At 49.6% G+C, this 24,121-nt stretch carries 24 protein-coding genes; 7 read left to right on the top strand and 17 right to left on the bottom strand.

Annotated features, from left to right (window positions below; translation table 11 throughout):
• Positions 1 to 7 precede the first annotated feature (7 nt).
• A complete protein-coding gene (locus tag R0134_RS02975; protein WP_319783404.1) occupies positions 8 to 709 on the top strand; it encodes a hypothetical protein in 702 nt (233 codons plus the stop codon).
• Positions 710 to 779: 70 nt separating this feature from the next.
• On the opposite strand, the gene R0134_RS02970 is transcribed toward R0134_RS02975, so the two are convergent.
• Positions 780 to 1,106: a hypothetical protein gene (locus tag R0134_RS02970; RefSeq protein ID WP_319783403.1), complete on the bottom strand. Its 327-nt coding sequence runs from the start codon at positions 1,104 to 1,106 to the stop codon at positions 780 to 782.
• Between the two features lie 119 nt (positions 1,107 to 1,225).
• Here R0134_RS02970 and R0134_RS02965 point away from each other — a divergent pair, with 119 nt between their 5' ends.
• Positions 1,226 to 1,576, top strand: a complete 351-nt coding sequence (locus R0134_RS02965; protein ID WP_319783402.1) for a hypothetical protein — start codon at positions 1,226 to 1,228, stop codon at positions 1,574 to 1,576.
• Positions 1,577 to 2,312: 736 nt separating this feature from the next.
• Here R0134_RS02965 and deoD read toward each other — a convergent pair.
• The 5 genes from deoD to prfC all read right to left on the bottom strand — a co-directional run bounded on the left by deoD (position 2,313) and on the right by prfC (position 8,113).
• Positions 2,313 to 3,032 carry a purine-nucleoside phosphorylase gene (deoD, locus tag R0134_RS02960; protein ID WP_319783401.1) on the bottom strand — a complete coding sequence of 240 codons (720 nt, stop codon included), beginning with the start codon at positions 3,030 to 3,032 and terminating at the stop codon, positions 2,313 to 2,315.
• Between the two features lie 111 nt (positions 3,033 to 3,143).
• Entirely contained in the window at positions 3,144 to 4,412 is a 1,269-nt protein-coding gene (locus R0134_RS02955; protein WP_319783400.1) for a phosphopentomutase, read from the bottom strand.
• A gap of 50 nt (positions 4,413 to 4,462) precedes the next feature.
• Positions 4,463 to 5,332 (bottom strand): deoxyribose-phosphate aldolase, encoded by an 870-nt coding sequence (gene deoC, locus R0134_RS02950; protein ID WP_319783399.1) that lies wholly within the window; start codon positions 5,330 to 5,332, stop codon positions 4,463 to 4,465.
• Between the two features lie 78 nt (positions 5,333 to 5,410).
• Positions 5,411 to 6,235: a TatD family hydrolase gene (locus tag R0134_RS02945; RefSeq protein WP_319783398.1), complete on the bottom strand. Its 825-nt coding sequence runs from the start codon at positions 6,233 to 6,235 to the stop codon at positions 5,411 to 5,413.
• 288 nt (positions 6,236 to 6,523) lie between these two features.
• Entirely contained in the window at positions 6,524 to 8,113 is a 1,590-nt protein-coding gene (gene prfC / locus R0134_RS02940; protein WP_319783397.1) for a peptide chain release factor 3, read from the bottom strand.
• A gap of 220 nt (positions 8,114 to 8,333) precedes the next feature.
• Here prfC and R0134_RS02935 point away from each other — a divergent pair, with 220 nt between their 5' ends.
• The 3 genes from R0134_RS02935 to fabG all read left to right on the top strand — a co-directional run bounded on the left by R0134_RS02935 (position 8,334) and on the right by fabG (position 11,958).
• On the top strand, positions 8,334 to 8,999 hold the full coding sequence (locus R0134_RS02935; protein WP_319783396.1) for a tRNA-uridine aminocarboxypropyltransferase: 666 nt from the start codon (positions 8,334 to 8,336) through the stop codon (positions 8,997 to 8,999).
• Positions 9,000 to 9,478: 479 nt separating this feature from the next.
• Positions 9,479 to 10,792, top strand: coding sequence for a urate hydroxylase PuuD (locus tag R0134_RS02930; RefSeq protein ID WP_319783395.1), 1,314 nt, complete (start codon positions 9,479 to 9,481; stop codon positions 10,790 to 10,792).
• Positions 10,793 to 11,205: 413 nt separating this feature from the next.
• Positions 11,206 to 11,958, top strand: coding sequence for a 3-oxoacyl-ACP reductase FabG (fabG, locus tag R0134_RS02925; RefSeq protein ID WP_319783394.1), 753 nt, complete (start codon positions 11,206 to 11,208; stop codon positions 11,956 to 11,958).
• Between the two features lie 91 nt (positions 11,959 to 12,049).
• Here the strand turns inward: fabG and R0134_RS02920 are convergent, their stop codons facing one another.
• The 4 genes from R0134_RS02920 to R0134_RS02905 form a co-directional block, all read right to left on the bottom strand.
• Positions 12,050 to 12,397, bottom strand: a complete 348-nt coding sequence (locus R0134_RS02920; protein ID WP_319783393.1) for a hypothetical protein — start codon at positions 12,395 to 12,397, stop codon at positions 12,050 to 12,052.
• Between the two features lie 127 nt (positions 12,398 to 12,524).
• Positions 12,525 to 14,018, bottom strand: coding sequence for an ABC transporter permease (locus R0134_RS02915; RefSeq protein ID WP_319783392.1), 1,494 nt, complete (start codon positions 14,016 to 14,018; stop codon positions 12,525 to 12,527).
• A 51-nt stretch (positions 14,019 to 14,069) separates the two neighbouring features.
• The gene (locus R0134_RS02910; protein ID WP_319783391.1) at positions 14,070 to 14,759 is read right to left on the bottom strand and encodes an ATP-binding cassette domain-containing protein; all 690 of its coding nucleotides are present in this window, start codon (positions 14,757 to 14,759) and stop codon (positions 14,070 to 14,072) included.
• Entirely contained in the window at positions 14,756 to 15,643 is an 888-nt protein-coding gene (locus tag R0134_RS02905) for a putative selenate ABC transporter substrate-binding protein (RefSeq protein ID WP_319783390.1), read from the bottom strand. Before R0134_RS02905 ends, R0134_RS02910 begins: the two co-directional genes overlap by 4 nt.
• Positions 15,644 to 16,044: 401 nt before the next feature.
• On the opposite strand from R0134_RS02905, the gene R0134_RS02900 reads away from it, so the two are divergent.
• Positions 16,045 to 18,132 (top strand): catalase, encoded by a 2,088-nt coding sequence (locus R0134_RS02900; protein WP_319783389.1) that lies wholly within the window; start codon positions 16,045 to 16,047, stop codon positions 18,130 to 18,132.
• A 208-nt stretch (positions 18,133 to 18,340) separates the two neighbouring features.
• Here R0134_RS02900 and R0134_RS02895 read toward each other — a convergent pair whose 3' ends face one another.
• From R0134_RS02895 to R0134_RS02870, 6 genes are all read right to left on the bottom strand, one after another.
• Entirely contained in the window at positions 18,341 to 19,912 is a 1,572-nt protein-coding gene (locus R0134_RS02895) for a ParB-like protein (protein WP_319783388.1), read from the bottom strand.
• 204 nt (positions 19,913 to 20,116) lie between these two features.
• The gene (locus R0134_RS02890) at positions 20,117 to 20,446 is read right to left on the bottom strand and encodes a branched-chain amino acid transporter permease (protein ID WP_319783387.1); all 330 of its coding nucleotides are present in this window, start codon (positions 20,444 to 20,446) and stop codon (positions 20,117 to 20,119) included.
• Entirely contained in the window at positions 20,443 to 21,117 is a 675-nt protein-coding gene (locus R0134_RS02885; RefSeq protein ID WP_319783386.1) for an AzlC family ABC transporter permease, read from the bottom strand. The genes R0134_RS02890 and R0134_RS02885 overlap by 4 nt, the downstream gene beginning before the upstream one ends.
• Positions 21,118 to 21,230: 113 nt before the next feature.
• Positions 21,231 to 21,887: an ATP-binding protein gene (locus R0134_RS02880; RefSeq protein WP_319783385.1), complete on the bottom strand. Its 657-nt coding sequence runs from the start codon at positions 21,885 to 21,887 to the stop codon at positions 21,231 to 21,233.
• 9 nt (positions 21,888 to 21,896) lie between these two features.
• The gene (locus R0134_RS02875; RefSeq protein WP_319783384.1) at positions 21,897 to 22,271 is read right to left on the bottom strand and encodes a HAMP domain-containing protein; all 375 of its coding nucleotides are present in this window, start codon (positions 22,269 to 22,271) and stop codon (positions 21,897 to 21,899) included.
• Between the two features lie 6 nt (positions 22,272 to 22,277).
• The gene (locus R0134_RS02870) at positions 22,278 to 22,643 is read right to left on the bottom strand and encodes a hypothetical protein (protein ID WP_319783383.1); all 366 of its coding nucleotides are present in this window, start codon (positions 22,641 to 22,643) and stop codon (positions 22,278 to 22,280) included.
• 38 nt (positions 22,644 to 22,681) lie between these two features.
• Here R0134_RS02870 and uraH point away from each other — a divergent pair, with 38 nt between their 5' ends.
• Complete coding sequence (gene uraH, locus R0134_RS02865; RefSeq protein WP_319783382.1) at positions 22,682 to 22,993, top strand: hydroxyisourate hydrolase; 312 nt, start codon at positions 22,682 to 22,684, stop codon at positions 22,991 to 22,993.
• Positions 22,994 to 23,097: 104 nt separating this feature from the next.
• Here uraH and htpX read toward each other — a convergent pair whose 3' ends face one another.
• A complete protein-coding gene (htpX, locus tag R0134_RS02860; RefSeq protein WP_319783381.1) occupies positions 23,098 to 24,048 on the bottom strand; it encodes a zinc metalloprotease HtpX in 951 nt (316 codons plus the stop codon).
• Positions 24,049 to 24,121 lie beyond the last annotated feature (73 nt).

The raw sequence follows: 24,121 nt of genomic DNA, 5'->3' as shown, positions 1-24,121 counted from the left end.
GCGGCCTATGTGGAAAAGACTGCACTACCCTCATTTATCTCGCCCTAAACTGCGGCTCTGGCTGCTGGTTTTATTACTGTTGCTGCTCACCGCTTGGCAAGGGTTGCAGGTCGCAAAATTAGGCTACGCATGGCAAACCTTACCCCAGCACGCCTTAGCCAAACCCTTGGTAGATTATGCAGAGCCTGCAGCCGTGCGCGCCCTCTTGGCCGACGACACTACCAAAGCGCAGCGCTTAGTCACAGAGCTGGCCGCAGCCGAGCTTGTTAGTTCCGCACAGCTCTACAGCAACGATGGTCACCTGTTAGCGGAATCAGTGGCGGAGCCAGCAGAGGAAGAAGATACCCCACTGAAGGAAAAAGCTGAGCAAGAAGCTAAGGCAAAAGTTGAGACACAAGCCGAGTCTAAAGAGCCTTCAGTTGAAGCTAAAAAACCAGCTTCTATAGTGAATAAAACACCCGCTCTCACTTACGTGCGTCCCTTATATCAAGAAGACCAGCCGCTGGGTTTCTTACGACTGCAACTAGCCAGCAATCCTTTATCCCTCGTCCAACACAGCCTGTGGCGCCAGCTAGAGCATCATTTAAGTTGGTTATTCCCTTTGTGCTTAGTGTTCGGCTTGTTATTAGGCATGGGCATACAACACTGGCGCCAGCGCCGAGCATTAAGAGACTCAAGACTTAGTGCCACGGAAGGCACAGAAAAATAAAGATCAAAACGAATTTTTTAAATCAGTACCCGACTCTCAATTGTGCAGCTATTCGTTATCACCGAGCCCGTTAATCACGACTAGCAATTAACGCTGTTTTGTAGTCTGCCAATTTATTCGGCAGTTCCGCCTCAGCGGAATTTTTGGTGCTCATGAAGGCTACGGTTACGTTCGAGTAGATGACATTCAGTACTGAGTACGCTAATTGGGCTGAAGCTAAAGAGGCAGCAGGCTTGCCTCCACCGACTCTAATGTAATGACACTCATCGTTTGTGATGCAACTTAAGCTATTGTTTCTGTGATTTTTGTAATTGGAGTTAGTATTCAATGCCTCCAAAATGGTCGACATCTCAGAACGACAAGGCAGCCGCTGCACAATAAATCGTTCTGTAGCCATCGGAATGCCTTCCGTTATCAAGCAATCTCTCTAGCCCCATCCATCCCCACACAGTTATTGTTTGCCTACAATAATGAGGAAAGAAATCGGCTTGGTCATCGCTTTGTGGGAGAAATGTCATGAGAAGCTTGTCAAACATAATGCTCGGCATCTGCATACTGTCCTTTGGGGCATATGCCACTGAAGAATGTACTGAAATACGCTTCGCGCACGGCGCGACCTCTGTGGAAATTAAGGGCGAAGCACCACCAGATGATGTGCTCTGCTACCTCATGCGTACCGGCGCAAATCAGCAGGCTAAGATCCAGATGCTTGAGGGCGTAAACACCGTAGTTACCGTCCTTGACGTTGCCGATGCACGCGAAGAGATCTCTTTCACTACGCAGGCGCGGCAGTACGAGATTCGGGTCGGCCAATTAATGCGCGCAATCGAGGCTGAGCCCTTCCGAATATTCGTGAGCGTGAAATAGCCTCATGCCAGCGAAACTAAGTTGTCTTCAAGGATCCCTGTCAAGTCCCAACAAGCACAACCTAATATGTCCTAACGAACCACCCATATTAAATAAGCGCCAATAACGACCCTTAAAGAAAAAATATACGTTGCTTGACCTTTTCAGTAATGAAATATGCTGGAAACAGCTACATAACCAAGGATTGATGCTTATTTTTAGGCAACTCGTGAAAAATAAGCATCAATCGGGCAGCTTTGGCTCATTTCGGTAGGAATGTAATACGGCGAATATGGGCACTGATTGGCTACATCTCAGGTAGCAGAAGCGGAATCAGAGCGACAGCAGCACCAGCTCTCGAACCCGAAGCAATAACAGCAGCAGTAGCGGATAACATACCCGCATTCACTCATGTTCGCCCCTTGTACTAAGACGAGCAACCGCTAGGCTTCTTACTCCTGCAACTCGCGAATAATCCTTTATCTACCGCCCAACACAACCTGTGGCGCTAACGCGCGTCATAAAAGTCTCAATAATTTTTGCCACGCAAGTACACAGAACGCACGCAAAGATAATCACGATGCGTAATTAACGCTGTTTTGTAGCCTGCCAATTTATTCGGCAGTTCCGCTTCAGCGGAATTTTTTGAACTAATCCAGACCGCAGCTACGGACGAGTAGATTAGATATTTTTCTGCACTCATAACATTAATTTAGGCTGAAGCTAAAGAGGCAGCAGGCTTGCCTCCACCGACGCGCTAAACTGCATTTCCCAACAGCACCGACTCCAGCGCCACTTCTATCATATCGTTGAAGGTATTTTGTCGATCCATTGAGCTGAGCGCTTCTTTGCGCAGAATATGATCCGATACCGTACATAAGGTCACGGCGCGGGCGCCGTATTGGGCGGCCACGCCATATAAACCTGCCGCTTCCATCTCTACGCCTAAGATCCCGTATTGTTTCATTAGCTCGAACAGTTCTGGCTGAGGTGAATAAAACAAATCTGCAGAAAATAAATTCCCCACCTTAACCGGTACTTGGCAGGTTTTGGCCGCCGCTACTGCATTACTCACTAGATCAAAGTCCGCCAATGCGGCCAAGTCATGATCCATAAAACGCATGCGGTTCACCTTAGAATCCGTACTAGCACCTAAGCCGATCACCAGATCCCGCAGCTGAACATCGTCACGCACCGCGCCGCAGGATCCGACGCGGATCAAAGTCTGCACGCCAAACTCGGTGATCAATTCTTTGGCATAGATCGACACCGAAGGTATGCCCATGCCATGGCCCATTACCGACACCGCACGGCCTTTATAGCGACCTGTAAAACCCAACATATTGCGCACTTCGTTAACCTGTTTAACGTCAGTTAAGAAGGTATCGGCTATGTATTGTGCGCGCAGCGGATCGCCCGGCATTAAAATGGTATCGGCAAAATCGCCCCGCTCGGCATTAATATGAGGAGTCGCCATGATAGGTTCCTGTCGCAAGTAGCGGTACGCTTTACGCCATACGCTGTAAGTCAAAAAAAGAGAGTGTTAGCCTTAACGTAACGCGTGATACGTATCGCGTATGGCCGCCTTTCACAAAAACGAAGTACCGTAGTCCATGGGGCTGGTGCCAAAGTACTGGGCTAGGCTTTGGCCGATGTCGGCGAAGGTATCGCGCGGGCCTAAAGATCCGGCCGTTAATCTTGCACCTATACACAATACCGGTACTTGTTCGCGGGTGTGCTCGGTACCGGGCCAGCTAGGGTCACAGCCGTGATCGGCGGTAAGGATCAAGAGATCGTTAGGTTTAAGTTGCGCTAATAATTCAGGCAGACGGCGATCAAAGGCCTCTAACTCGGCTGCATAACCGGCAATGTCGCGCCTGTGGCCGAAGCTAGAGTCGAAATCCACGAAGTTAGTCATGATCAAGGTATTATCGCCTGCGCATGCGAGCTCAGCCAACGATGCATCAAACAAGGCATTCAAGCCGGTGGCTTTCACCTTTTTTGTAATACCCGAGTGGGCATAAATATCGGCAATTTTACCAATCGACACTACTTGGCCTTGGCGCTCCGTCGCCAATTTATCGAGCACTGTGGGTGCCGGTGGCGTAATGCTGTAGTCACGACGATTACCGGTGCGAACAAAGTCCGCTGGTGTTTGGCCAAACTCTTCGCCACCAACCTTTTCGCCACCAACAAAGGGCCGCGCTATCACGCGTGCTATGTTGTAGGGCATTAATAGCTCGCGGGCTACTTCACACACTTCATATAAGCGCGCTAGGCCAAAGTGCTGTTCATGAGCCGCAATCTGAAACACCGAATCGGCGGAGGTATAGCAAATCGGCTGGCCAGTGCGCACATGCTCTTCGCCTAACTGTTCCAAGATAGTGGTACCAGAGGCATGGCAGTTACCTAATATGCCCGGCAATTTGGCTTGAGCAATGAGATCCGCCACTAGTGAGGCCGGAAAGCTATGTTCAGTATCTAAAAAATAACCCCAGTCGAACAATACCGGCACTCCTGCTAATTCCCAGTGGCCAGATGGCGTGTCTTTGCCTGATGAGATTTCTTGAGCATGGCCATAACTGCCGATAACGCTATCGGGCAAGCTCACCCCTGCTGCCACTTGGCCGGTGCTGGCAAGGTGGGCATGAAACAAGCCTAACTTGGCTAGATTAGGTAGCAGCAAAGGGCCGCTTCTATGCTGACTGCCATTGGCATCAGCAAGATCAGCTCGGCCTTCGGCACAAGCCAAGGCAATGCTGCCCAAGGTGTCGGCACCTTGATCGCCAAACTCGGCCGCATCCAGTGCGCCGCCAATACCAAAAGAGTCGAGTACTAATACCACTGCACGTTTCATAAGGTTTCCTTGTACGAGTTAGGCGCTAGCTCAGTCTTAAATAAATTGTCTTAATAGCCCGTCGCCGATGGCACTGTTGGCTGTTCATCCAATGTATTTAACAGTTGCGCCAATAGGCTAGAGGCACCAAATCTCATGTGAGTCGGCGTTAGCCAATCTTTTCCCATAATACGCGCAGCCAATTGTAAATACTGCTGGGCATCTTGAGCGGTACGCACGCCCCCTGCGGCTTTAAAGCCGACGTTTTGGCCGCTATCACGAATGGCTATCAGCATCAGCTCAGCTGCATTTAAAGTAGCATTCACCGCCACTTTACCAGTGGAGGTTTTAATAAAGTCCGCGCCACCTTTAATGGCCAGTTCGCTGGCTTGCGTGATAAGTGCCGCCGTGGCTAGCTCACCACTTTCGATAATGACTTTTAATGACACTGATTTATTAAGCTTAGTTTTATCAAGCACTGGTTTATCCATGTGTGGCTCGGGGCTCGCCTTAACGCACACCGCCTTAGCCGCTTGCACCATGGCCAGTGCAAAAGCGTTATCGCCCGCCATCAGTTGTTGATAAGGCAGAACCAAGTCTATCTCTTGGGCACCGGCGGTAATGGCGCCGCGAATATCTTGCTCAGCTTGAGCGATGCTATCTAAGCCACGGGGAAAGTTAACCACAGTAGCGATGGCCACTTGCTCGCTAAGTCCTAACGTATGTAAGGCAGCTTGAGCCGTTTTGATAAAGCGCGGATAGACGCAAATAGCCGCCACATTACCAAAGGGCGTGGCCGCTTGTTGGCAGAGCGCCTGAATGCTGTGTTCGGTATCGTCATCATTAAGGCTGGTTAAGTCCATCATGGCCAAGGCTTGCCTTGCTGCGGAAAAAAGCGCTTGCCTTGCGGCAGCAGCTAAAGACAAATTAGACTGCTTCATATACAACTCCCACTATTTTTATCAGCATATCAGAATGGCCGAAAGGAACGAGCTACCTGCCAGTGCGAATAGCTAACGCTACCAGCCAAACAAGCGCTCCACGTTGCGCTCCAGCTGTAGGCTTAAGTTCGCTTCATCGGTTTGGCGCAGTGCAGCCAAGGCGCTCAGCACTAAGGGCAACTGAGTGGGATGATTAGGCTGACCTTGAAATCCACTAAGCGGCATATCAGGGGCATCGGTTTCTAACACTAGCGCCTCTATCGGCAAGGCAGCTATGGCTTGGCGGGTTTTATTGGCGCGGGAGTAAGTAATGGTGCCACCGACACCGATGTGTAGCCCAAGCTGCCAGAAAGTTTCCGCTTGCTGTCTAGAGCCAGAAAAACCGTGCACCACGCCGCCGATGACGGGATACCGCCGCAGCCATTTTAAAACGCGGTCGTGGGTGCCGTTACTGTGTATGATCACCGGCTTTTGATATTCAATGGCCAGTTTTAGCTGAGTAATAAATGCAGCTTCTTGTTGCTCTAACGCCAGTGGTAAATGCTTATCCAGCCCAATCTCTCCTACCGCCACCCAGCGTGGATCGTCTTTGGCACGCTCAAGCGCGGCTGTCAGTTCGCTTGGCCAATCTAGAGCTGCATTAGCTAACCCGCTGTTGGTTTTTTCTAGCGCGCTCTCGGCCTTAGCCAACCACCAGGGATGCAGGCCTAATGCGTAATAAAGCCCGTTATGTGCCGCACACAACTTAGGTAGCGTCGGCCATTGTGCAGCTTCGATCCCAGGGATCACTAAACGATGCACGCCTACCGCTTGTGCCCGCAGCCAGTGTTCGGCTCGCTCTGTGCCCGAATCAGGACCAAAGGCGGCAAAATCAAAGTGGCAATGACTGTCGGTGAGCAGCATTTAATCTCCTGATAAGAAACGTTATTAACGATTAAAGACCTTTTGCCACGGAATACACGGAAGAACACGGAAAAATAGAGATAAAAGTGAAAACAGCGAAAGATATCAGGGGTAAGACCTTACAAATCTAAAGCTCATGTTCTTGTCGCCCTTGAACTGGCTCTTGTCCGTGGGTTCCGTGGATTCCGTGGCAAAAATATTTTTAGCCCTTTCCCTTGCTGCGATCCGCAGAGAAACAAAAACGCCGGCTGGATGCCGGCGTTTTATGTTTACTCACTCGCGTAAAGCTTAGTGCTCGCGGGTTTTGCTGAACTCAAAATCAGGGTAGCGTTCTTGGGTGAGGTTCAAGTTCACCATGGTCGGGGCAATATAAGTGAGGTTATTGCCGCCGTCTCGTGCCAAGTTCTGTGACATCTTGCGTTCAAAGTCGTCGAGCTTTTTCTCATCATCGCAATAGACCCAGCGCGCGGTAGAGACGTTAATCGCCTCATAAAGCGCATCCACGTTATATTCTGACTTTAAGCGCGATACCACTACATCAAACTGCAGCACACCCACTGCACCTACGATAAGGTCGTTGTTATCGATGGGGCGGAATAACTGCACCGCGCCCTCTTCTGATAACTGCACTAGGCCTTTTAGTAGCTGCTTTTGCTTAAGTGGATCACGCAAGCGAATGCGGCGGAATAATTCCGGCGCAAAGTTAGGGATACCGGAGAACTTTAGATCTTCACCCTGAGTAAAGGTATCGCCAATTTGAATGGTGCCGTGGTTATGCAGGCCGATAATATCGCCAGCTACGGCTTCTTCAGCACGTTCACGATCGCCGGCCATAAAAGTTACCGCATCAGAAATGCTCACGGTTTTACCAAGGCGCACGTGTTTCATCTTCATGCCTTGGTTATAAGTACCAGACACAATGCGCATAAAGGCGATGCGGTCACGATGGCGCGGATCCATGTTGGCTTGAATTTTAAACACAAAGCCGGAAAATTTATCTTCCGTGGCTGTTACTTCACGCTCATGAGTAGTGCGCGGCATGGGTGCTGGCGCCCATCTACTAAAACCGTCCAGCACATGATCCACACCAAAGTTACCCAGTGCAGTACCAAAATAAACCGGCGTTAGCTCGCCGGCTAAAAACAATTCGTGATCAAACTCGTTAGAGGCACCCATCACCAGCTCGAGTTCATCGCGCAGCTCGGCCAGCTCTCTGGCCTCCAGAATCGTTTCTAACTCAGGGTTATCTAAGCCTTTAATGACACGGATCTCTTGAATAGCATGACCCATGCCTGGCTGATAAAGGGTTATCTCATCATTTTTTAAGTGATACACGCCCTTAAACCACTTGCCACTACCAATGGGCCACGTAATGGGAGCGCACATAATATTGAGCTCGTTTTCAACTTCATCCAACAGCTCCATGGGGTCGCGAATATCACGGTCCAGCTTGTTGATAAAGGTAACGATGGGCGTGGTGCGTAGGCGCGTCACTTCCATTAATTTACGCGTTCTGTCCTCTACGCCTTTACCACCATCAATCACCATCAAACAGGAGTCGACGGCGGTGAGGGTGCGGTAGGTATCTTCTGAGAAGTCTTCGTGGCCGGGCGTATCCAACAGATTGATCAGGCAGTCATTGTAAGGAAACTGCATCACAGAGGTGGTAACTGAAATGCCCCGCTCTTTTTCCATCTCCATCCAGTCAGACTTAGCATGCTGGTTTGAGCCACGACCCTTAACGGTACCGGCCGTTTGAATCGCATGCCCGTGCAACAGCACCTTTTCGGTAATGGTGGTTTTACCCGCATCCGGGTGCGAAATGATGGCAAAGGTGCGGCGCTTGGCGACTTCCTGCAGGAATGACTGTGCTGACATGGTCGGATTTCTTCTACTTTGATGAAGGAGTCAAACGCCATCACAGGCGCAAACTCAAGGAGCGACGAATAAAACGGTGGCTATTGTCTCTGATCTGGGGCAGATCCTCAATCAAGAGTTAAAACTTGCGCCAGTAAAAATGGCCGGCGGCCTGCTTTACTTCAACCGCACCCACCTTGTGGTTATCATAAGTGAGGATTTTATAGGGTGAATAAAAGAAATGTCTCGCACGTATTGTTGTTCTTGTCAGCTACCGCACGCGGCCTGTTTGTGTGCGTATGTACGCCCACAGCCCTGCCCAATGCCGGTGATTATTTACCAACATCCGTTGGAAGCCAAACACGCCAAAAGCACGGTGCCGTTGCTGCGTTTAAGCGTGCCCGATATTCGCGTGGAGGTGGCTGAAACGCTCACCCCGCCGCCCACCTTAGCTCATGGCGATTGGTGGTTGCTCTATCCGGATGCGGCGGCGCTGGATATCGATACCCAGCAACACTCTCTATTAGAAGTTAAGCGCTCAGCAAGTAAGCTAGCTGCAGATAAACTATCAGCAGCTAAGCTATCTACAGGAATGCAAACGAAAAACAGGCAGATTGGCGGTTTAATTGTGTTGGATGGGACATGGCGCAAAACGCGGCTGTTATTGCACCTTAACCCTTGGCTTAAGGCTTTACCTACCCTGAGCTTTAGTCAGGCACCGGCCAGTGCTTATGCCATTCGCAAAGGGCCGGGCGGCCAAGCGCTGTCGACCTTAGAAAGTGTCTGTCATGTGCTGCATAAATTGCATCCTGAGTTTTCACCGGCGCCATTACGGGCGTTATTACAGGCTAGAGTCGGCCAATTTCAGGTCCATAAGGGAAACGCGCCACAAACGGGGGCCAAATAGCACTGAGCCAAGCCACTGATATTGTGTACAATATTTTAAATCGAGGGCAACCCGCAGCAAGTGTTTAGCATTTAAGATACAATTTTTCAGAAAATAGCTGCTCATTTGATCACAAAGTCCGTTATGATGTTGCCGCTGAATGTTAGGTGATTGTTTTTTTATCTCGTTAGTTGCGCTTTTCCTGACTAACAAGACAAAAACGTAAGCCTTTGAAAAATAAAGATTTTACATAACAATTGGATGCCACCTTTAAATTTTAAACCTTTTTTGTAAAATTTAATGGTTAAATAGCATTGACATTCATCACGTAATTGAAAAAAATCTACACACAAATTGTCAACATTTTACTTTTGAAATCGTACACAGTTTGCACACACGAAGGCAGCGCATGTGGTCTCAGCCCTCAGCTTTTTAGCTGGGCACCTGTTTCGATGCGCTAGGGTCCTAACTAATAAATTTGAAACAGAGAAGGTAAGACCATGGAAGCGTATCTGCTGGATTTTGGTAACTTATTAATCAGATGGCTGCACGTCATCGCAGCCATTGCATGGCTGGGTGAGTCCATCTATTTCGTTATGCTGGATAACGGCTTGAAGCCGCCTAAAGGCGAAGCTTGTAAGAAGAAAGGCGTATTCGGTGAAATGTGGGCCGTACACGGCGGTGGTTTCTACCACAACCAAAAGTATGCAAGCAGCCCAGAAGATCTGCCAGAAGACCTGCATTGGTCATTCTGGAAGGCCTACACCACTTGGTTGTCAGGCTTTGGTTTGTTCACCATGTTGTACCTGACTAAGCCTAGTTTTTACTTGGTTAACCGCAACAGCCCGTGGGAATGGGCCGCTAACATGACTGGCACCCAGGCAAACATTGCTGCCTTGGCGTTCCTGCTGTTAGGTTGGGTTGTCTATAACGAATTGTGTAAGCGCATTAGCCCTAACATGACTCGTGACGGCATTCTGAGTGTTGCTGTTGGCGTGATGATGGTTGTTGTTGCTTACCTAAGCACGCACATCTTCTCTGGCCGTGCTGCCTTCTTGCTGACCGGTGCCGTAATGGCCACCGCCATGTCTGCTAACGTGTTCTTCTGGATTATTCCGGGCCAGCGCCGCATGGTTAACGCCATGAAAGCCGGTGACAAACCAAACCCAATTGACGGGTTACGTGGCAAACAGCGTTCAGTACACAACACTTACTTCACGCTGCCCGTAGTGCTGCTGATGCTGAGCAACCACTACTCGTTCACCTTTAGCCACCCATTATCTTGGGTGATCATGGTGTTGTTCATCTTTGCCGGTGCTTTGATTCGTCAGTACTTTGTATTGATGCATCGCGGTCAAATTCGCCCAGGCTACCCCATTGCCGGCGTGGCTTTGATTTTGGTTGCAGTATGGGTTGGCGCGCCAGCTCCTAAGAAAGCGGTGGAAGCTCCAGCACCTGTGACTCAGAGCAGCGTTGTTGCTCCTGAAGCAGCGACCGACGTTGCGGTAGTAGATAGCGAAGTGGTGGGTGCTGTTGAAGCAAACAACACAGTTGCTGCAAGCGGTGAAGTGACCTTGGCACAAGTTGAAGCCGTGATGAACGACCGTTGCGTGCAGTGCCATGCAGTAAACCCAGATAAAAGCTTTGGCTTTGCGGCTCCTCCGCTGGGCATAGTGCTGGACTCACAGAAAGAAATTCTGTTGCAAGCGGCGCACTTAAAGCAAGTTGTGGCGAATAAGTACATGCCTTTGGGCAACATGACGCACATGACTGACGAAGAGCGTGACCTAGTTGCAGCCTGGAACGGCAACTAAGTAGGTCCTCGCAATTAAAAAGGCCCGCCTCGTGCGGGTCTTTTTGTTTTTAGCCCCCAGCTTCCTTCTCTAATTCCTTCCCATCGGCCCTGCTATTCTTGCGTGCTAATAGAGGCTAATGGATGCGTCGCTGCTCGCGGATATGAGTTCGCATCTCGCTGAACACAGTCGTATCTCTCGCTTAATCCCACGCCTAACCTCTCTCCTAATCCCAAGCCTAGCCTTTCTCGCTTAAAGAAAATAATGCATAGCACAATAAACACCCCCACTAACGTCCAATTAAAAACTCTATATCAACAGCCTGCTTAAGATTATTTCAGAATATAGTAACAATGCAGCGCAAAAATAGGGTTACAATCGAACCTAGCGCGGTCGTTCGTCATAGGCCGTCCTTTCACTTCTATGGGATGACAATGATGCCGACTTATTATGATATGCAAGAAAAAGTATGTGTGGTGACCGGTGCCGCTCGCGGCTTAGGCCGTACTATTAGTGAAGCCTTGGCCAAAGCTGGCGCTAGCCGGATTTATGCCTGTGACATTAATATGGCCCCCGCTGACAGCTGGATTGGTGATTACCCAAATATCACCGCCATTACCTTGGACGTATGTAATGCAGAGGCACTGGCGGTGTTGCGCCAACGTATTGCCGATGAGCAAGGTTGTGTTGATGTATTGGTCAATAACGCCGGTATTACCCGCGATGCTCTGTTAGGTAAGATGACAGAACCCCAGTGGGACCAAGTGCTGGAAGTGAATCTTAAAGGGGTGTTCTTGATGACCCAAGCCATGCTGCCCCTGCTAAAAGCTAAAGGCAAAAGCAGCATCGTTAGCATTTCTTCTGTGGTGGGCACAGATGGCAACATCGGCCAAAGTAACTATGCAGCCAGCAAAGGCGGCATTATTGCCATGACTAAAGGTTGGGCCAAAGAGCTGGTACACGGCGGCTTACAAGTACGTGCAAACTGCATAGCACCGGGTTTTATTAATACCGAAATGACCCAAGCAGTACCTGAAGCTGTGCTGCAAAAAATGACAGCGCGTATTCCCCTCGGGGCCTTAGGTGAGCCGCAAGATATCGCCGATGGCGTATTATTTTTAGCCAGTGATCGTGCACGCTACATTACCGGCCAAGTGCTGAAAATAGACGGCGGCTTGGTGTTATAAGAGGATACCGACCTCTCTTAGCAAAAAAGCGCAGCAGCCTTTGGCTGCTGCGCTTTTTTTAATTTAGTAACGGTAACTAATCAGTCTGTTATCAAGACCCGCTAGGAAAATGCGCGCTATATTGGGCTTCACTTTGCTTTAGCAACTGCTGGCCTTCACGGACCATGCTTTTACCCTCTTTGATGTTGTCTTTACCATCATCAACCAGATCTTGGCCTTTTTTGATGTCATCTTGACCATCATCGACCTGACGCTCACCTTTGGCCTGCAGCTTTTCACCTTTTTTAACCAGCTTATTGCCTTCATTCCACATCTTGCCAATGTCTTTAGCGGAAGCACTGTGAGACAGCATTTGATCGCCTTTGGTGGGCGTTCCGGTACAGGCAACTGTCAGTAACACAGTAACGCTAAGCGCACTTATTTTTAGTATATTATTCATTTTTACCACCTTAGTTTACTATTTTATGGGAGGTAATCCTTCTCTCCCTGCTTACAATATAGACAGAATACTAATGCATAAACAAGAAACTAGATAACACAGGCTAACTACGTAACACAGGTTATAGTCATTTAGTAGTTTCACTTAGATGCAAACTGCGACGTAAACGCCGAGCCAAGGCATCTACGCCTATGTTTAAGCCCGCACAGACCAGCAGTAATACCAAGGCTCGGTCGAGGCGAAATTCACTGAACGCCGAGTCAATAAAAAAGCCCAAAGTCGGAATACCCAGCATGCCGAGGATGGCGGTTTCACGCACTATATTCTCAAAACGGTACAGGCTGTACGCCATAAAGGGCCGATATAAGCGCGGCAGCACCTCAAAAAAATACAGATTTAATCCTTTAGGTGCATCTTCACGAAAGGTTAAATTATTCAGTTGCTGGCCCAATAAGTGGGCCACGATGGCGCCATTGTGTAAGCCCAGCGCAGCTATGGCCGGCAGCATGCTCGGGCCTAACAATAGCGTGCCAATAAACGCCAGCAAATACTCAGGCAAGGCGCGCATCAGCACTAACCCCCAATGACTGCCAAGGCGAGTAGCGCCATTACCAAAGCGGCGTGAAATAGTCGGGAACCACAACAGCGCTAACACCGCCATCACGATTAACGCCAATAAGGCCAATACCAGCGTATTCACCAAGCCTGGCAATATTTGTTGGCAGGCCAGCTCTTGCAGCCAAGGCCACAGCTCAGCCCAGTCGCCACGGCGCAAGGGGGAAGGCACTATGTCTTGGGTAAAAAAGCGTACCGTCAGCGCCCAGTTCATGCTGGCTTGAGGCGGTAACCACCACAAAGCGGCGCCCAAATACACCAATAACAACTTAGGGCGCAACCACCATTTTAAGGTGGCAATCACTATCACTAGCGCATAAAAAAAACTGGCGGCTTCTGCGTAATAACCTTGGCGCAGCAAAGATTCCAGGTGATAACCCAAGGTCGGCAAACCAATAAAGCCCAGCACCGCCGAGCTTCTAATACCGCACTCTAGCCGATAGCCAAAATAGCTGACCATGGGTCGCCAACACAGCGGCAGCTGCAGATAAAAGAGTCGAGAGCACCAACCTAGCTGGTTTTTCGTGTCTAAGTCTGCCCCTAACGCTTGCTCAGGGGCGGGATCTGCTTCTTCAAACAGCTCACCAAATACTTTGGCAAAGGTGCCCGCATAAGGCAGTGCTATGGCCAACACGCCGGTCAGCGGTGCTATACCGATCAGCTGAATAAATAGCAACGCCCAAAATAATTCATGCACAGCACGCAAACCCGCCGCCAAGCGACGAATACCCGCATGCCGATAACCCGCTGCTAATAACAAGCCACCCACAGCCCCCAGCGCCACCCCTTGTATGGCAAAGGCCAGGGTATTGGCCAGTGCCGTACCCAGTAAGCTAAAACTTGGCCAGCTCGGCTGAGCCAGTCCGGCACCCAGTCGGGCTAATTCTTGCCAAGGATCAAAGGCTTGAATGGATAAATCCGCCCACGGCAAGCACAACAATGCCAGCAGCACAAACAGCAAGCTGGTGTTAAGCATGGCGCGCGTGGGGCCGGTAGCAGGCTTCACAGGTAAGGGCTCACAGAATTAGCATGACGAGAATGGTGTTAAGGCTGCGCATCAGTGGCTGAGGTATAAGGCGTTAAGCTCGGCGGCATTCAAGGTATGAGCCGGTGCGTCCAGCAGTACACGACCGCCGGCGAGCCCTATGATACGAGTGCAGTGCGCCAGCGCTTGCTCCACATTGTGCAGCGCCAACACTAGGGTGTGATGGCGGGCGCACAACAACTGTAATAATGCATCTGCTTGGCGTTCATCCAAGGCGGACACGGGCTCATCGCCCATAAAGATAGGGCGCTGTTGATATAAGGCACGGCCCAAGCTAACACGGCTTTGCTGGCCACCGGATAAGCGCTCCGCTGGCTGCCAAAGCTGTTCACTTAAACCAAGGCTCGCGACCAGCTCGGTTATTTCGGCTTTAGGCTTAGCTTGTGGGCGCACTAAATTGGCGAGATTATACCAGAACGGCTGGCTCGCCAGTCGGCCCATATAAATATTATGAAAGGCCGATAACATAGGCACCAACCCGGGTTGCTGAGGGCACCAGGCTACTTTATCAGCCTGCTGAGCGCGTAGTTGGCGCAGCAAGGTACTCTTGCCGCTACCGGACTTGCCCAACAAAGCCACCCGCTCGCCGGGCTGAATGTCCAAGCTCAGCTCATGCAATATGGTTTTTCCCGCATAGCCTAGGCTATGTTGCTGCAAGCGAAACAACGGCAGGCTTAGGCTTGAGCAAGTGCCTAAACTCACTCGGCGTCCGTTAAGCCAATGGCCACGGCGGTGTCTCGAATAGGCGTATAATCTTGGTTAGTAGCAGGCACAAAGCCAGATCGCGGAAACGCGGCCAATAAGGTGGGATCCGTCATCTCTAACAAGGCTTTTTGTACCTTTTCTTTGAAATCTGTACCAAAGCGTGCGTCTACATCGCCGCGAATGGTCCACTGGTAATCCGGATAGCTGGGCGAGGCCCAAATCACCTGCACTTTACTGGTGTCTATATTGCCCTTGGCCAGCTCTGCGTCCCACACCGCGTAATTAAGCGCGCCCACTTCAAAAGCACCGGACTGCACCAAACTCAAGGTACGGTTATGATCGCCAGAAAAGCCCACCCGCGAGAACAACTCACTGGGTGCCTTGCCATAATGCTCACGCAAGAAAAATTCCGGCATTAAACGGCCAGAGGTAGAGCCCTTATCGCCAAAGGTAAAGCGCTTACCGGCTAATTCAGCGGGTAACTGCTCACTTTTTTCAAGGCCGGTGCTGGTGTGGGCTATGAGGTAACTCACAAACTCTGTGTCTTCTTTACCTTGGGCGATGGCTTCGCTATTGGGCACTAATTCGCGAGCTTGTACGCCGGTGAGGCCGCCAAACCAAGCCAGTTGTACTTGATCGTTACGAAATGCACTTACCGCAGCGGGATAGCTTTTAACCGGTAAATATTGCACTTCTACCCCGAGCTTTTCACTCAGGTAGTCGGCTATCTTGCCAAAACGCTCGGTGAGGTGGCGCTCATCTTGATCTGGGATCGCGGTAAACACGAACGCCTCAGCCTGTGCCATCGCACTGCCGGCTAAACACAAGATACTGAACAAAGCGGCACGCAGTCGCGTGCAAGCCGTAATAAAAGTAGTCATAACGGATCGAATCCAAAATAAACGGAGGTCGATTATAGCCTTATTTCTCCCAATAGGCCTGCATTGTTAACGGGTTTATAAAACAGAAAGCTAACAAATGAGTCCGTAATTTTCTTCGTTACCCGCTCATGCGAGCTTATATAAATCTCCTAGAAACATGCCCTGCGCGGTAGCGCTAGCATTAACAGAAAGAGTAACCCTCATCTTATGAGTCGGTATTTTTCCATTTTTAAGCACGCTTTAGTACTTCGGCTAGTATCTATACTTGGCGCTTTAATTTTAATATTGCCCGCCACCCATTGAAACACCGCTTATTTCTATACTCATCTACTTACACATAAGTGAGCAAAAACAGAATTTATGGCCCATAAAATTAACTAAAACAACAGCTAGGGTGAATAATGAAAAAAAACATTGATCATACTGACCCCGCTAACACGATGAATCTTACATCTGGTAATGGGGGTGAGACCCATCAAGATGCTGGCGCTGACACGCAAGCGCTGACCACCCAGCAAGGCGTGGTGATTGCTGACAATCAAAACTCACTTAAAGCCGGTAGTCGTGGCCCCACCCTGCTTGAAGACTTTGTATTACGTGAAAAAATTAACCATTTTGATCATGAGCGTATTCCTGAGCGCATTGTTCATGCGCGCGGCAGTGCGGCACACGGTTATTTTGAGCTAACTGAGTCACTAGCAGACTACACCACCGCCAAGATCCTTAGCGAAACCAATAAACAAACGCCATTATTCACTCGTATATCCACCGTTGCGGGCAGCAAAGGTTCAAAAGATACGCCGAGAGATGTGCGGGGTTTTGCGGTTAAGATTTATACCGAAGAAGGAAATTGGGATATCGTCGGTAATAATATGCCAATATTCTTTATCCAAGATGCCATGAAATTTCCTGATCTGGTGCACGCCGTTAAGCCTGAACCAGACCGTGGTTTCCCTCAAGCAGCTTCAGCCCATGACACTTTCTGGGATTTTGTTTCTCTCAGCCCTGAAACCATGCATAACGTGATTTGGCTGATGAGCGATCGCGCGCTACCACGCAGCCTGCGCATGATTGAGGGCTTTGGCATCCACAGTTATCGCCTCATTAATAAAGACGGCAACAGTACTTTTGTCCGCTTTCATTGGAAACCGGTACTGGGTGTGCAATCGACCACTTGGGATGAAGCCGTAAAAATCTCCGGTGCAGATCCGGATTATCACCGTCGCGACTTATTTGAGTCGATTAATAATGGGGATTTCCCAGAATGGGAATTTGGAGTGCAATTATTTAGTGAAGCAGAAGCAGAGCAGTTTCCGTTTGATCATTTAGACGCGACCAAACTAATCCCAGAAGAAATGGTACCCGTTAAAATAGTCGGAAAAATGGTACTCAATCGCTATCCAGAAAACTTCTTTGCTGAAACGGAGCAAGTCGCATTTTGCCCTTCGCATCTGCCACCCGGTATTGATTTCAGTAACGATCCCTTGCTACAAGGCCGACTATTTAGCTATTTAGACACTCAGCTATCACGTTTAGGCTCACCTAACTTTGCACAAATACCCATCAACGCGCCTAAATGTCCGTTTGCTAATATGCAGCGTGACGGCCATATGCAGATGCAAGTGCCCAAAGGTCGTGTCGCTTATGAACCGCAAAGCTTGGATCCCAATATGCCGCGTGAAAGTGCCAAGCGCGGTTTTAAATCCTTCGCAGAGCCGCTTGATGATGGCGTTAAAGGTCGTATTCGTGCAGAAAAGTTCGCTGATCACTATAGCCAGCCTCGTATGTTCTATCTTAGCCAGACGCCGCCCGAGCAAGCACACATTGCTTCCGCTTATGCTTTTGAGCTGGGCAAAGTAGACACGCCGCATGTGCGTAGTCGCACGCTCAGTCATTTGCGCCATATTGATGAAGATTTGGCGAGCCGTGTGGCAAAAGCGCTAGGCATGGAGTTGCCAGCCGCGGCTACTGCCGCTGCCCCCGTGCAAGAGATGGCTACCTCTGCTGCCTTACAGACGATTGGTCGCACTCCAAACAGTTTACAAGGTCGCTTGATTGGTATCTTAGTGGCGCAAGGTTCAAAGAAAAGTGAGATAGAAAAATATAAGCAGGCGGCTCACGCACAAGGCGCCTGCGTGAAGATTGTAGCTCCTGGCCGTGAAGTAGTGCTGGATGACGGTACGCGTATTCAATCGGCAGAGCGCATCGCGGGAGCACCGTCTGTGCTATTTGATGCGGTGGTCAGTATTATTATGCCAGAGCAGGCTAAAAAGCTGGCCAAAGACAGTGCCACGTTAGACTGGTTCACTGACGCTTACGTGCATTGCAAGGCGATAGCCTATTGCGGTGCCACGGATAAACATATCTTAAGTAAGCTACCGATTGAGAAAGATGCTTTTATCACGCCACTGGCTGATGTAAATGCCTTTATTGAACATGCTAAATCGCGCTTATGGGAACGTGAACCCAAGGTGCGTGATCTTGCATAATGTGATTAGGACATAACGGCTAATACTGCATCTTTACAAGACGCGTATACAAACTAAACCCCCGAGCTAGCAGCTTGGGGTTTTAGTTATGGCTTAGTTGAGCTTTATTAATGATGGCCATTAAAGCCGCGCGCGCCACACACTTAAAAGCGTGTACAGCCCGCACTAAGCGGGCTAGGTTAATCGCGAGAAAAAATGAAAATGACCATTATGGAAACTGCGCTTGCGCTTGGCGCAAAATAGCACGCGCCGCCTGCTCATCTTTCCAGTCCAATACTTTGATATCCGCACCCGCCCCTTTATAGCTAGTAAACCAAGTACTCACTATGTCTTTCACGCCGGGAAACTCAGTCTCTAACTGAGCCAACGTTTGCACCTGTGCAAATGGCGAGTCTTGGGTTAACACTGCGATTAACTTATCGTCCTGCTCACCATGATCGAGCATTTCCATAACGCCAATCAAGCGTGCACTGACCACGGCACCCCGCGCTATGGCTTGACCTAAGATCAACACATCCAATGGATCTCCGTCTCCTCCGAGCTCTTTCGGCAAAGCAGTGCGCGGTATAGTGCCGTAATTTCCGGGATAGCCGAGGTAATTTACAATGCGCGGTTTATCGTTTTTCATTTCCCAAATAATGCGGCTATCGTCTTCCCCATCTAACTCCCATTTAGCCAAAGTACCGGCCGGAATTTCAACAATGGCATTAATGTTAGTGCTGCCCACGGTGGCGGGATAGGCGTTATAACTCTGACTAGCTTGAAGTGTGAGTGGATTTAACTGAGTCACACTGGGGGCGTTGAGCACGGCTTGATCGTAAGCTAAGCCATTGCCGCTAGACGCCGTTTTATAGCGCAACATGTAATCTACTTTGCCAGCTTTTCGCAGCAGTTTATCCAGCCCAGCTTGCTGAAATTCATCAAAACGCCCCATGGCTGTTGCAGATAAACCCGAGCCGCCTACATCATCGGTTTTCACGTTGAGTAGATATCGACTACTGGCCTCAATCGCTTGGCGATAACCGGCGGCGCTAGCCAAATCAAAGTCATTCACATCTATGCCTTTACGCAGCTCTTTCGTCCAATAAAACTCTAAAAAAGGAATCGGCGCTTGGGGTTTATTCCAGCCCACGTCACGGGAGAAATACATCAAGGCACGATAAGGGTCATTACCAAAACCTGCCAGCCCTAATGTAGGCGGCAGCTCTGCCGGCGTAATGGCGTGGCTATCTTGGTTCGATAACCAAACATGGCCATCAGCCGCCATGGTTTGCCAAAAGTCGGCCATTGATTTTAGGTGACGGTAGTCTTGCTCGACCCGCACGTGCACCTTAAAGTCAGGGCCGCCTTGGGGCATCTGCCAAAATACGTTAAATGTGTGGTGACCATCGGTGAGGTAGTAGTGATCATCAGGGCCGATAACCACGGTTTTCATACCTTGTGGCTGTGTGCCTACGGGCTGCTGGCAGCTAAAACTGGCGGCGAGGTTAGGTGTGGCGGTGGCAGGCAGCGTTGCCACACCTTGTTGACCATTCACTTCGCATATTTCGTCATACAACTTCTCGGCGTCAAACTGAAAGCTCCCTAATTTATAGTAAACCTGATCAAAGCCGACGATGGCTTGTGTGGGTCGCAAGTCACTCAAGCTCAACTGAATAATATTTATAGGTTTAGGATTAGATTTAGGCGTGTTATCGCTTGCCAAAGCAGGAATAGTTATCAATAACAGCGCTAGGCTGATTGGTAAGGCTGTTTTGGTATGCACATTTTTTATATACATGCTTTTTATATTCATAGACGTTAAGTCCGCCGCTTATCAGTTTATAAGATGCTCGCAGCGTAACGACACAGGATGAAGCCTGAGTGAAAGTTATATGAATAAATAAAGAATGACGCCAACTCTGGCTCGCCGTGAGCCAGAGTAACAAGAGAGGTGCTTAATATTGAGCCCAGAAAGTATAAGTCAGTGCTTATAACTCAGGGCTTACAGCCCAAACCAGCCGTTCATCAGCGCCATATAAACCAGCGTGCCGGTTAAAATACTGAGCAAGGCTTGTCGGCGCCATAACTGCAGCACGGCCACTACTATTACAGCGATAATTTGTGCGTAACCATCACTGGGCTGGCTCCAATTGTGCACATTCATGGCATATAGGGTCAACAGTACCATCATGGCCACCGGTAAGCGCCGACCTAGTATTTGGATGCGTTTATGATGGGCAATAAAGCCGCGAGCTACAAACGGAAACGCCCGCAAACCAAAGGTGACCGCCGCCATGATCAGCGCGCTGATAAGATAATCCAGTTCGCTCATGCTTTATCCTCCTGTAATCGAGGTTGCGGCCATGCCAATAAGACTAATACCAACATAATGGAGGCGGCCAATAAGAAGTACTCACTGACCCAGAATCCCGCCACTGCGGCGGCCACTAACCCAAGCAGGACTGCTCCCCAGTCTTTTTTCGCTCGAATTTGTTCTACCGCCAACACGGTAAATAACGCCGTGAGGGCAAAGTCTAAACCTTGTAAGCCAGGTGGTAGGCCTTTCGCCAGTACCATGCCAATCAAAGTGCCCAGTATCCAATAGCCTTGATTAAAGGCCACCACTTGCAGCGCAGTTTTACTGTCGGTTACCTGACCGGAGGCACTCAGCAAAGAGTAAGTTTCGTCGGTAATACCAAAAATAAAATAGGGCTTGCCCAGCACGCCTTTCGGTAATAAATGGTAGAGCGACAAGCCATAAAAAAGGTGGCGAAAATTCACCAGCAAGGAGGCCACCGCCAGATCAATCCAGCCGATGCCAGCCGCCAGCATGCCCACCGCCAAATATTGCAGCGCGCCCGCATACACAATGATGCTCATCAAGGGCGCCCAATACCAAGTTAGATTTGCATCCACCCACAGCACGCCAAATACGGCTCCCAAGGGTAAATACCCCATCATCACCGGAAATGTGAGCGACAAGGCGCTACGCCAACTGGCCATTTACTTTCCTTAATAGCTATAAAACGCTAAAAAGTAAGGGATTTATCTGTGTTTAGCAAGGTAATAGCCCTGAAATGGCGATCAGTTTCGGCTTTTTGATAGCAAACGGCGGATCACACTACTAACGGCTCCTGATCCGGAAACACCAACATAAAACGCACGCCGTGGTTCTCGCTCTCGACCCAAGCCCGCCCCTGATGCAATTGCATAATAGAGCGCACAATCGACAAACCCAAACCGCCGGTTTGCCTAGGGTTAGCACGGGACGGATCACAGCGATAAAAGCGCTCGAATAACGGCGCTAGTTGTGGCTCGGCGATTACCGGCCCCTGATTACTCACCTGGGTCACGGTCTTGCCTGACTGATGATAACTGCTGAGCCGAATAGGCTGTCCCTTGGCACCGTAGCGCAAGGCATTACTCAGCAGATTTGCTAATGCACGGCGTAATAAATCTTCATCAGCCCACACCAAAGTAAGTGCTTGCTTAGCATCCACACCCTGAGCGCTGGTCAAGCTGACCTCATTCAGCAGCGCCATCTGTGCCTCTTCGGCCATGCCTTCAAAATACTCACACAACTGCTCTGTCAGCTTGCTCAAATTGACCCAGCTCTGATTCAACGACGCTTGTGGCTGTTCTGTTCTGGCTAAAAATAAGATGCTGTCGACCATGCGCGATAAACGCTCATACTCTTCTTGATGAGAGGCCAATAGGCCTTCATATTCTTCCAAAGGCCGAGGTTTACGTAAGGTGCGCTCAGTTTGCACCATTAAATTATTTTAGGGGGTGCGCACTTCCTGGGCTAAATCTTCAGAAAAGCGCGACAGCTGGGTAAAACCTGCTTCTAGGCGCGCCAGCATTTGATTGAGGCTATGTTGCAAACCTTGCAGCTCTTGGGGCAAATCAGCTTTATGCAAACGCACGTGCAAGCGACGCACGTCAATCGACTCCGCCTTGCTCCCTAGCGCTCGCAAAGGTTGCAACGCTCGCCGACTCACCCAGCCGCCCAGCACAAACGCCATCAAGGCACCCACCGCCAGCGTCAGCAGTAACTTCAAGCGATAGGCGGCCAGCATTTGCTCACGGAGTGCTAATAACTTAACGGCAATCATCAGCAATGATTGGCCATCATGCTCCACATAACGCCAGGCCAATCGCGCCTACTTGTCATCATCAAAGCCCAATTGTGAGTACTCACTTTGGCTTAACGTGGGTAACGGCAGCTGGCCGGGATTCACGCTGATCAAGGCCGTACCGCTGTCATCTAATACCCAGAGCAGACTGTCTTGATTCCCCAGCATATTGGCATATAACTGTGGCCGCCTGCGCAACTCGGTCACACTGTCGCTCTCGCTTAACAGTGCTTCTATGTGCTCCAAACGCCCGAGCAGGCTTTGATCATCGCGCCACACCAACTCTCGTTGCAGCGAGTAATTAAGATAAAAACCAATCCCACCTAGTAAGCAAGTGCTCACCAGTGCAAACATCAGTGCCAGTTTTAGGCTAAGCGAGTTGCGCCACTTCACGCACGCACCTCACACACATAACCCATGCCACGCATGGTGTGGATAAGCTTAGGCTGATAGCCGTCGTCGAAGTGGTGTTGGAACAAAAGCAGGGTGATAACTGGACTCAGCTCAATACAGGCGTGACCAACGAACAAGGCCGTATTCCTGCTTTATATCCAGCAGGTAAAAAGCTGGAGCAAGGCACCTATCGCGTGACCTTTGAAACTGGAGACTGGTTTAAAAAGCACGATACCGACACTTTCTTCCCCGAAGTACCGGTTATCTTCTCGGCCGATGCCAGCGTCGAGCATTACCATATTCCATTATTGCTCAGCCCTTACGGCTTCTCGACTTATCGCGGCAATTAAGCCTAGTTAATAAAAAAGTTAAGAAAAGAGTTGAGAAAAGAATTAAGCGCTTATTAGGCCTATAAAAACGACACGCGCTGCGGCGAGTGTGGTGCTAATCGGCGCTATTCGCCACGTAGCTTCTTCAATCTATTTTCGATAGAGGGATGGGTCGAAAAAAGAGAGTCGCCTTTACTGAATATATAAGCCGCCGCTCGGTATTTTTCGGTAAAGGACTCGTATTTTTCTCGGTCATCTTTATGTACCTCGTAATCACCGGATATTTTCTGCAGCGCCGAGATCATGGCCTGATTATCGCCCGTTAACTGCACCGCTGCTGCATCCGCCATATATTCTCGGCTGCGCGAAAGGTATAGATAAAGCACTTGAGTGATAATGGGCAGCACAAAGTTAAGCACCAGCAACAGCATCTTGGCCTTGTTGGCATTATTATTTTTGCTGCGAGAGAACAAAAATACTCGGCCCAAAATATTGGTCAGTGTTAAAATCACGTTCGCCAAGATACCCACATACAAAGTCAGCTTAGAATCTCCGTGCAAGATATGTCCCACTTCATGAGCAATTACCGCCTGCACCTCACTGCGGGTGAGCTTACCCAGTAAGCCTGAGGTGACAGCCACCAAGGCGTTGTGCTGATTCCAACCGGCGGCAAAGGCATTCATTTGCTCGGTTTCCATCACAAATACTCGCGGCACATAACCAAGGTTGGCGCTAATAGCCATCTCTTCCACCATGTTCACCACTTGGCGGTCTTGTGCAGCAAGCTCGGCTTGTGGGCTTAGCTCTCGATACTGCGAACCTGACAACATCATCTTATGACCAAACTTACTGATAATAACAATGCCAATCAAGGTGCAAGCCAGAATGCCTAAGGTAATATAAGGAATGGCGGCAAAGGTAATATACAGCTGCATATCATACAGCAGACCGTTATTAGATAACGGGCGAAAAGCAATATCCGCCAATAAGCCGACCAGTAACATAATGGCAATGTAGGTGACGACGACCAGCTTAGTTTTACGGTTATTAATCGCAATTGACGCTCTAAAATCCATAATCGTTCACCGCCAATAGAAAGTGGCTTAAAAAAGCCCCTTTCGGGGCTGTTTAATGTTCTAGACAGTCATA

The organism is Oceanisphaera sp. IT1-181 (assembly GCF_033807535.1).
Lineage (GTDB): Bacteria > Pseudomonadota > Gammaproteobacteria > Enterobacterales > Aeromonadaceae > Oceanimonas.
This window is presented reverse-complemented; position numbering and strand designations above follow the sequence as displayed.

Excerpts from the sequence above, each read along its gene's own strand:
- R0134_RS02935 (WP_319783396.1), top strand. The coding sequence starts at position 8,334 with ATGTCTCGCACGTATTGTTGTTCTTGTCAGCTACCGCACGCGGCCTGT.
- deoD (WP_319783401.1), bottom strand. The coding sequence starts at position 3,032 with ATGGCGACTCCTCATATTAATGCCGAGCGGGGCGATTTTGCCGATACC.
- R0134_RS02890 (WP_319783387.1), bottom strand. The coding sequence starts at position 20,446 with ATGAGCGAACTGGATTATCTTATCAGCGCGCTGATCATGGCGGCGGTC.
- R0134_RS02900 (WP_319783389.1), top strand. The coding sequence starts at position 16,045 with ATGAAAAAAAACATTGATCATACTGACCCCGCTAACACGATGAATCTT.
- R0134_RS02945 (WP_319783398.1), bottom strand. The coding sequence starts at position 6,235 with ATGCTGCTCACCGACAGTCATTGCCACTTTGATTTTGCCGCCTTTGGT.
- prfC (WP_319783397.1), bottom strand. The coding sequence starts at position 8,113 with ATGTCAGCACAGTCATTCCTGCAGGAAGTCGCCAAGCGCCGCACCTTT.
- R0134_RS02905 (WP_319783390.1), bottom strand. The coding sequence starts at position 15,643 with ATGACTACTTTTATTACGGCTTGCACGCGACTGCGTGCCGCTTTGTTC.
- R0134_RS02895 (WP_319783388.1), bottom strand. The coding sequence starts at position 19,912 with ATGTATATAAAAAATGTGCATACCAAAACAGCCTTACCAATCAGCCTA.
- R0134_RS02975 (WP_319783404.1), top strand. The coding sequence starts at position 8 with ATGTGGAAAAGACTGCACTACCCTCATTTATCTCGCCCTAAACTGCGG.
- R0134_RS02885 (WP_319783386.1), bottom strand. The coding sequence starts at position 21,117 with ATGGCCAGTTGGCGTAGCGCCTTGTCGCTCACATTTCCGGTGATGATG.
- R0134_RS02965 (WP_319783402.1), top strand. The coding sequence starts at position 1,226 with ATGAGAAGCTTGTCAAACATAATGCTCGGCATCTGCATACTGTCCTTT.
- R0134_RS02880 (WP_319783385.1), bottom strand. The coding sequence starts at position 21,887 with ATGGTGCAAACTGAGCGCACCTTACGTAAACCTCGGCCTTTGGAAGAA.
- R0134_RS02955 (WP_319783400.1), bottom strand. The coding sequence starts at position 4,412 with ATGAAACGTGCAGTGGTATTAGTACTCGACTCTTTTGGTATTGGCGGC.
- R0134_RS02930 (WP_319783395.1), top strand. The coding sequence starts at position 9,479 with ATGGAAGCGTATCTGCTGGATTTTGGTAACTTATTAATCAGATGGCTG.
- R0134_RS02970 (WP_319783403.1), bottom strand. The coding sequence starts at position 1,106 with ATGGCTACAGAACGATTTATTGTGCAGCGGCTGCCTTGTCGTTCTGAG.
- deoC (WP_319783399.1), bottom strand. The coding sequence starts at position 5,332 with ATGAAGCAGTCTAATTTGTCTTTAGCTGCTGCCGCAAGGCAAGCGCTT.
- htpX (WP_319783381.1), bottom strand. The coding sequence starts at position 24,048 with ATGGATTTTAGAGCGTCAATTGCGATTAATAACCGTAAAACTAAGCTG.
- R0134_RS02920 (WP_319783393.1), bottom strand. The coding sequence starts at position 12,397 with ATGAATAATATACTAAAAATAAGTGCGCTTAGCGTTACTGTGTTACTG.
- fabG (WP_319783394.1), top strand. The coding sequence starts at position 11,206 with ATGATGCCGACTTATTATGATATGCAAGAAAAAGTATGTGTGGTGACC.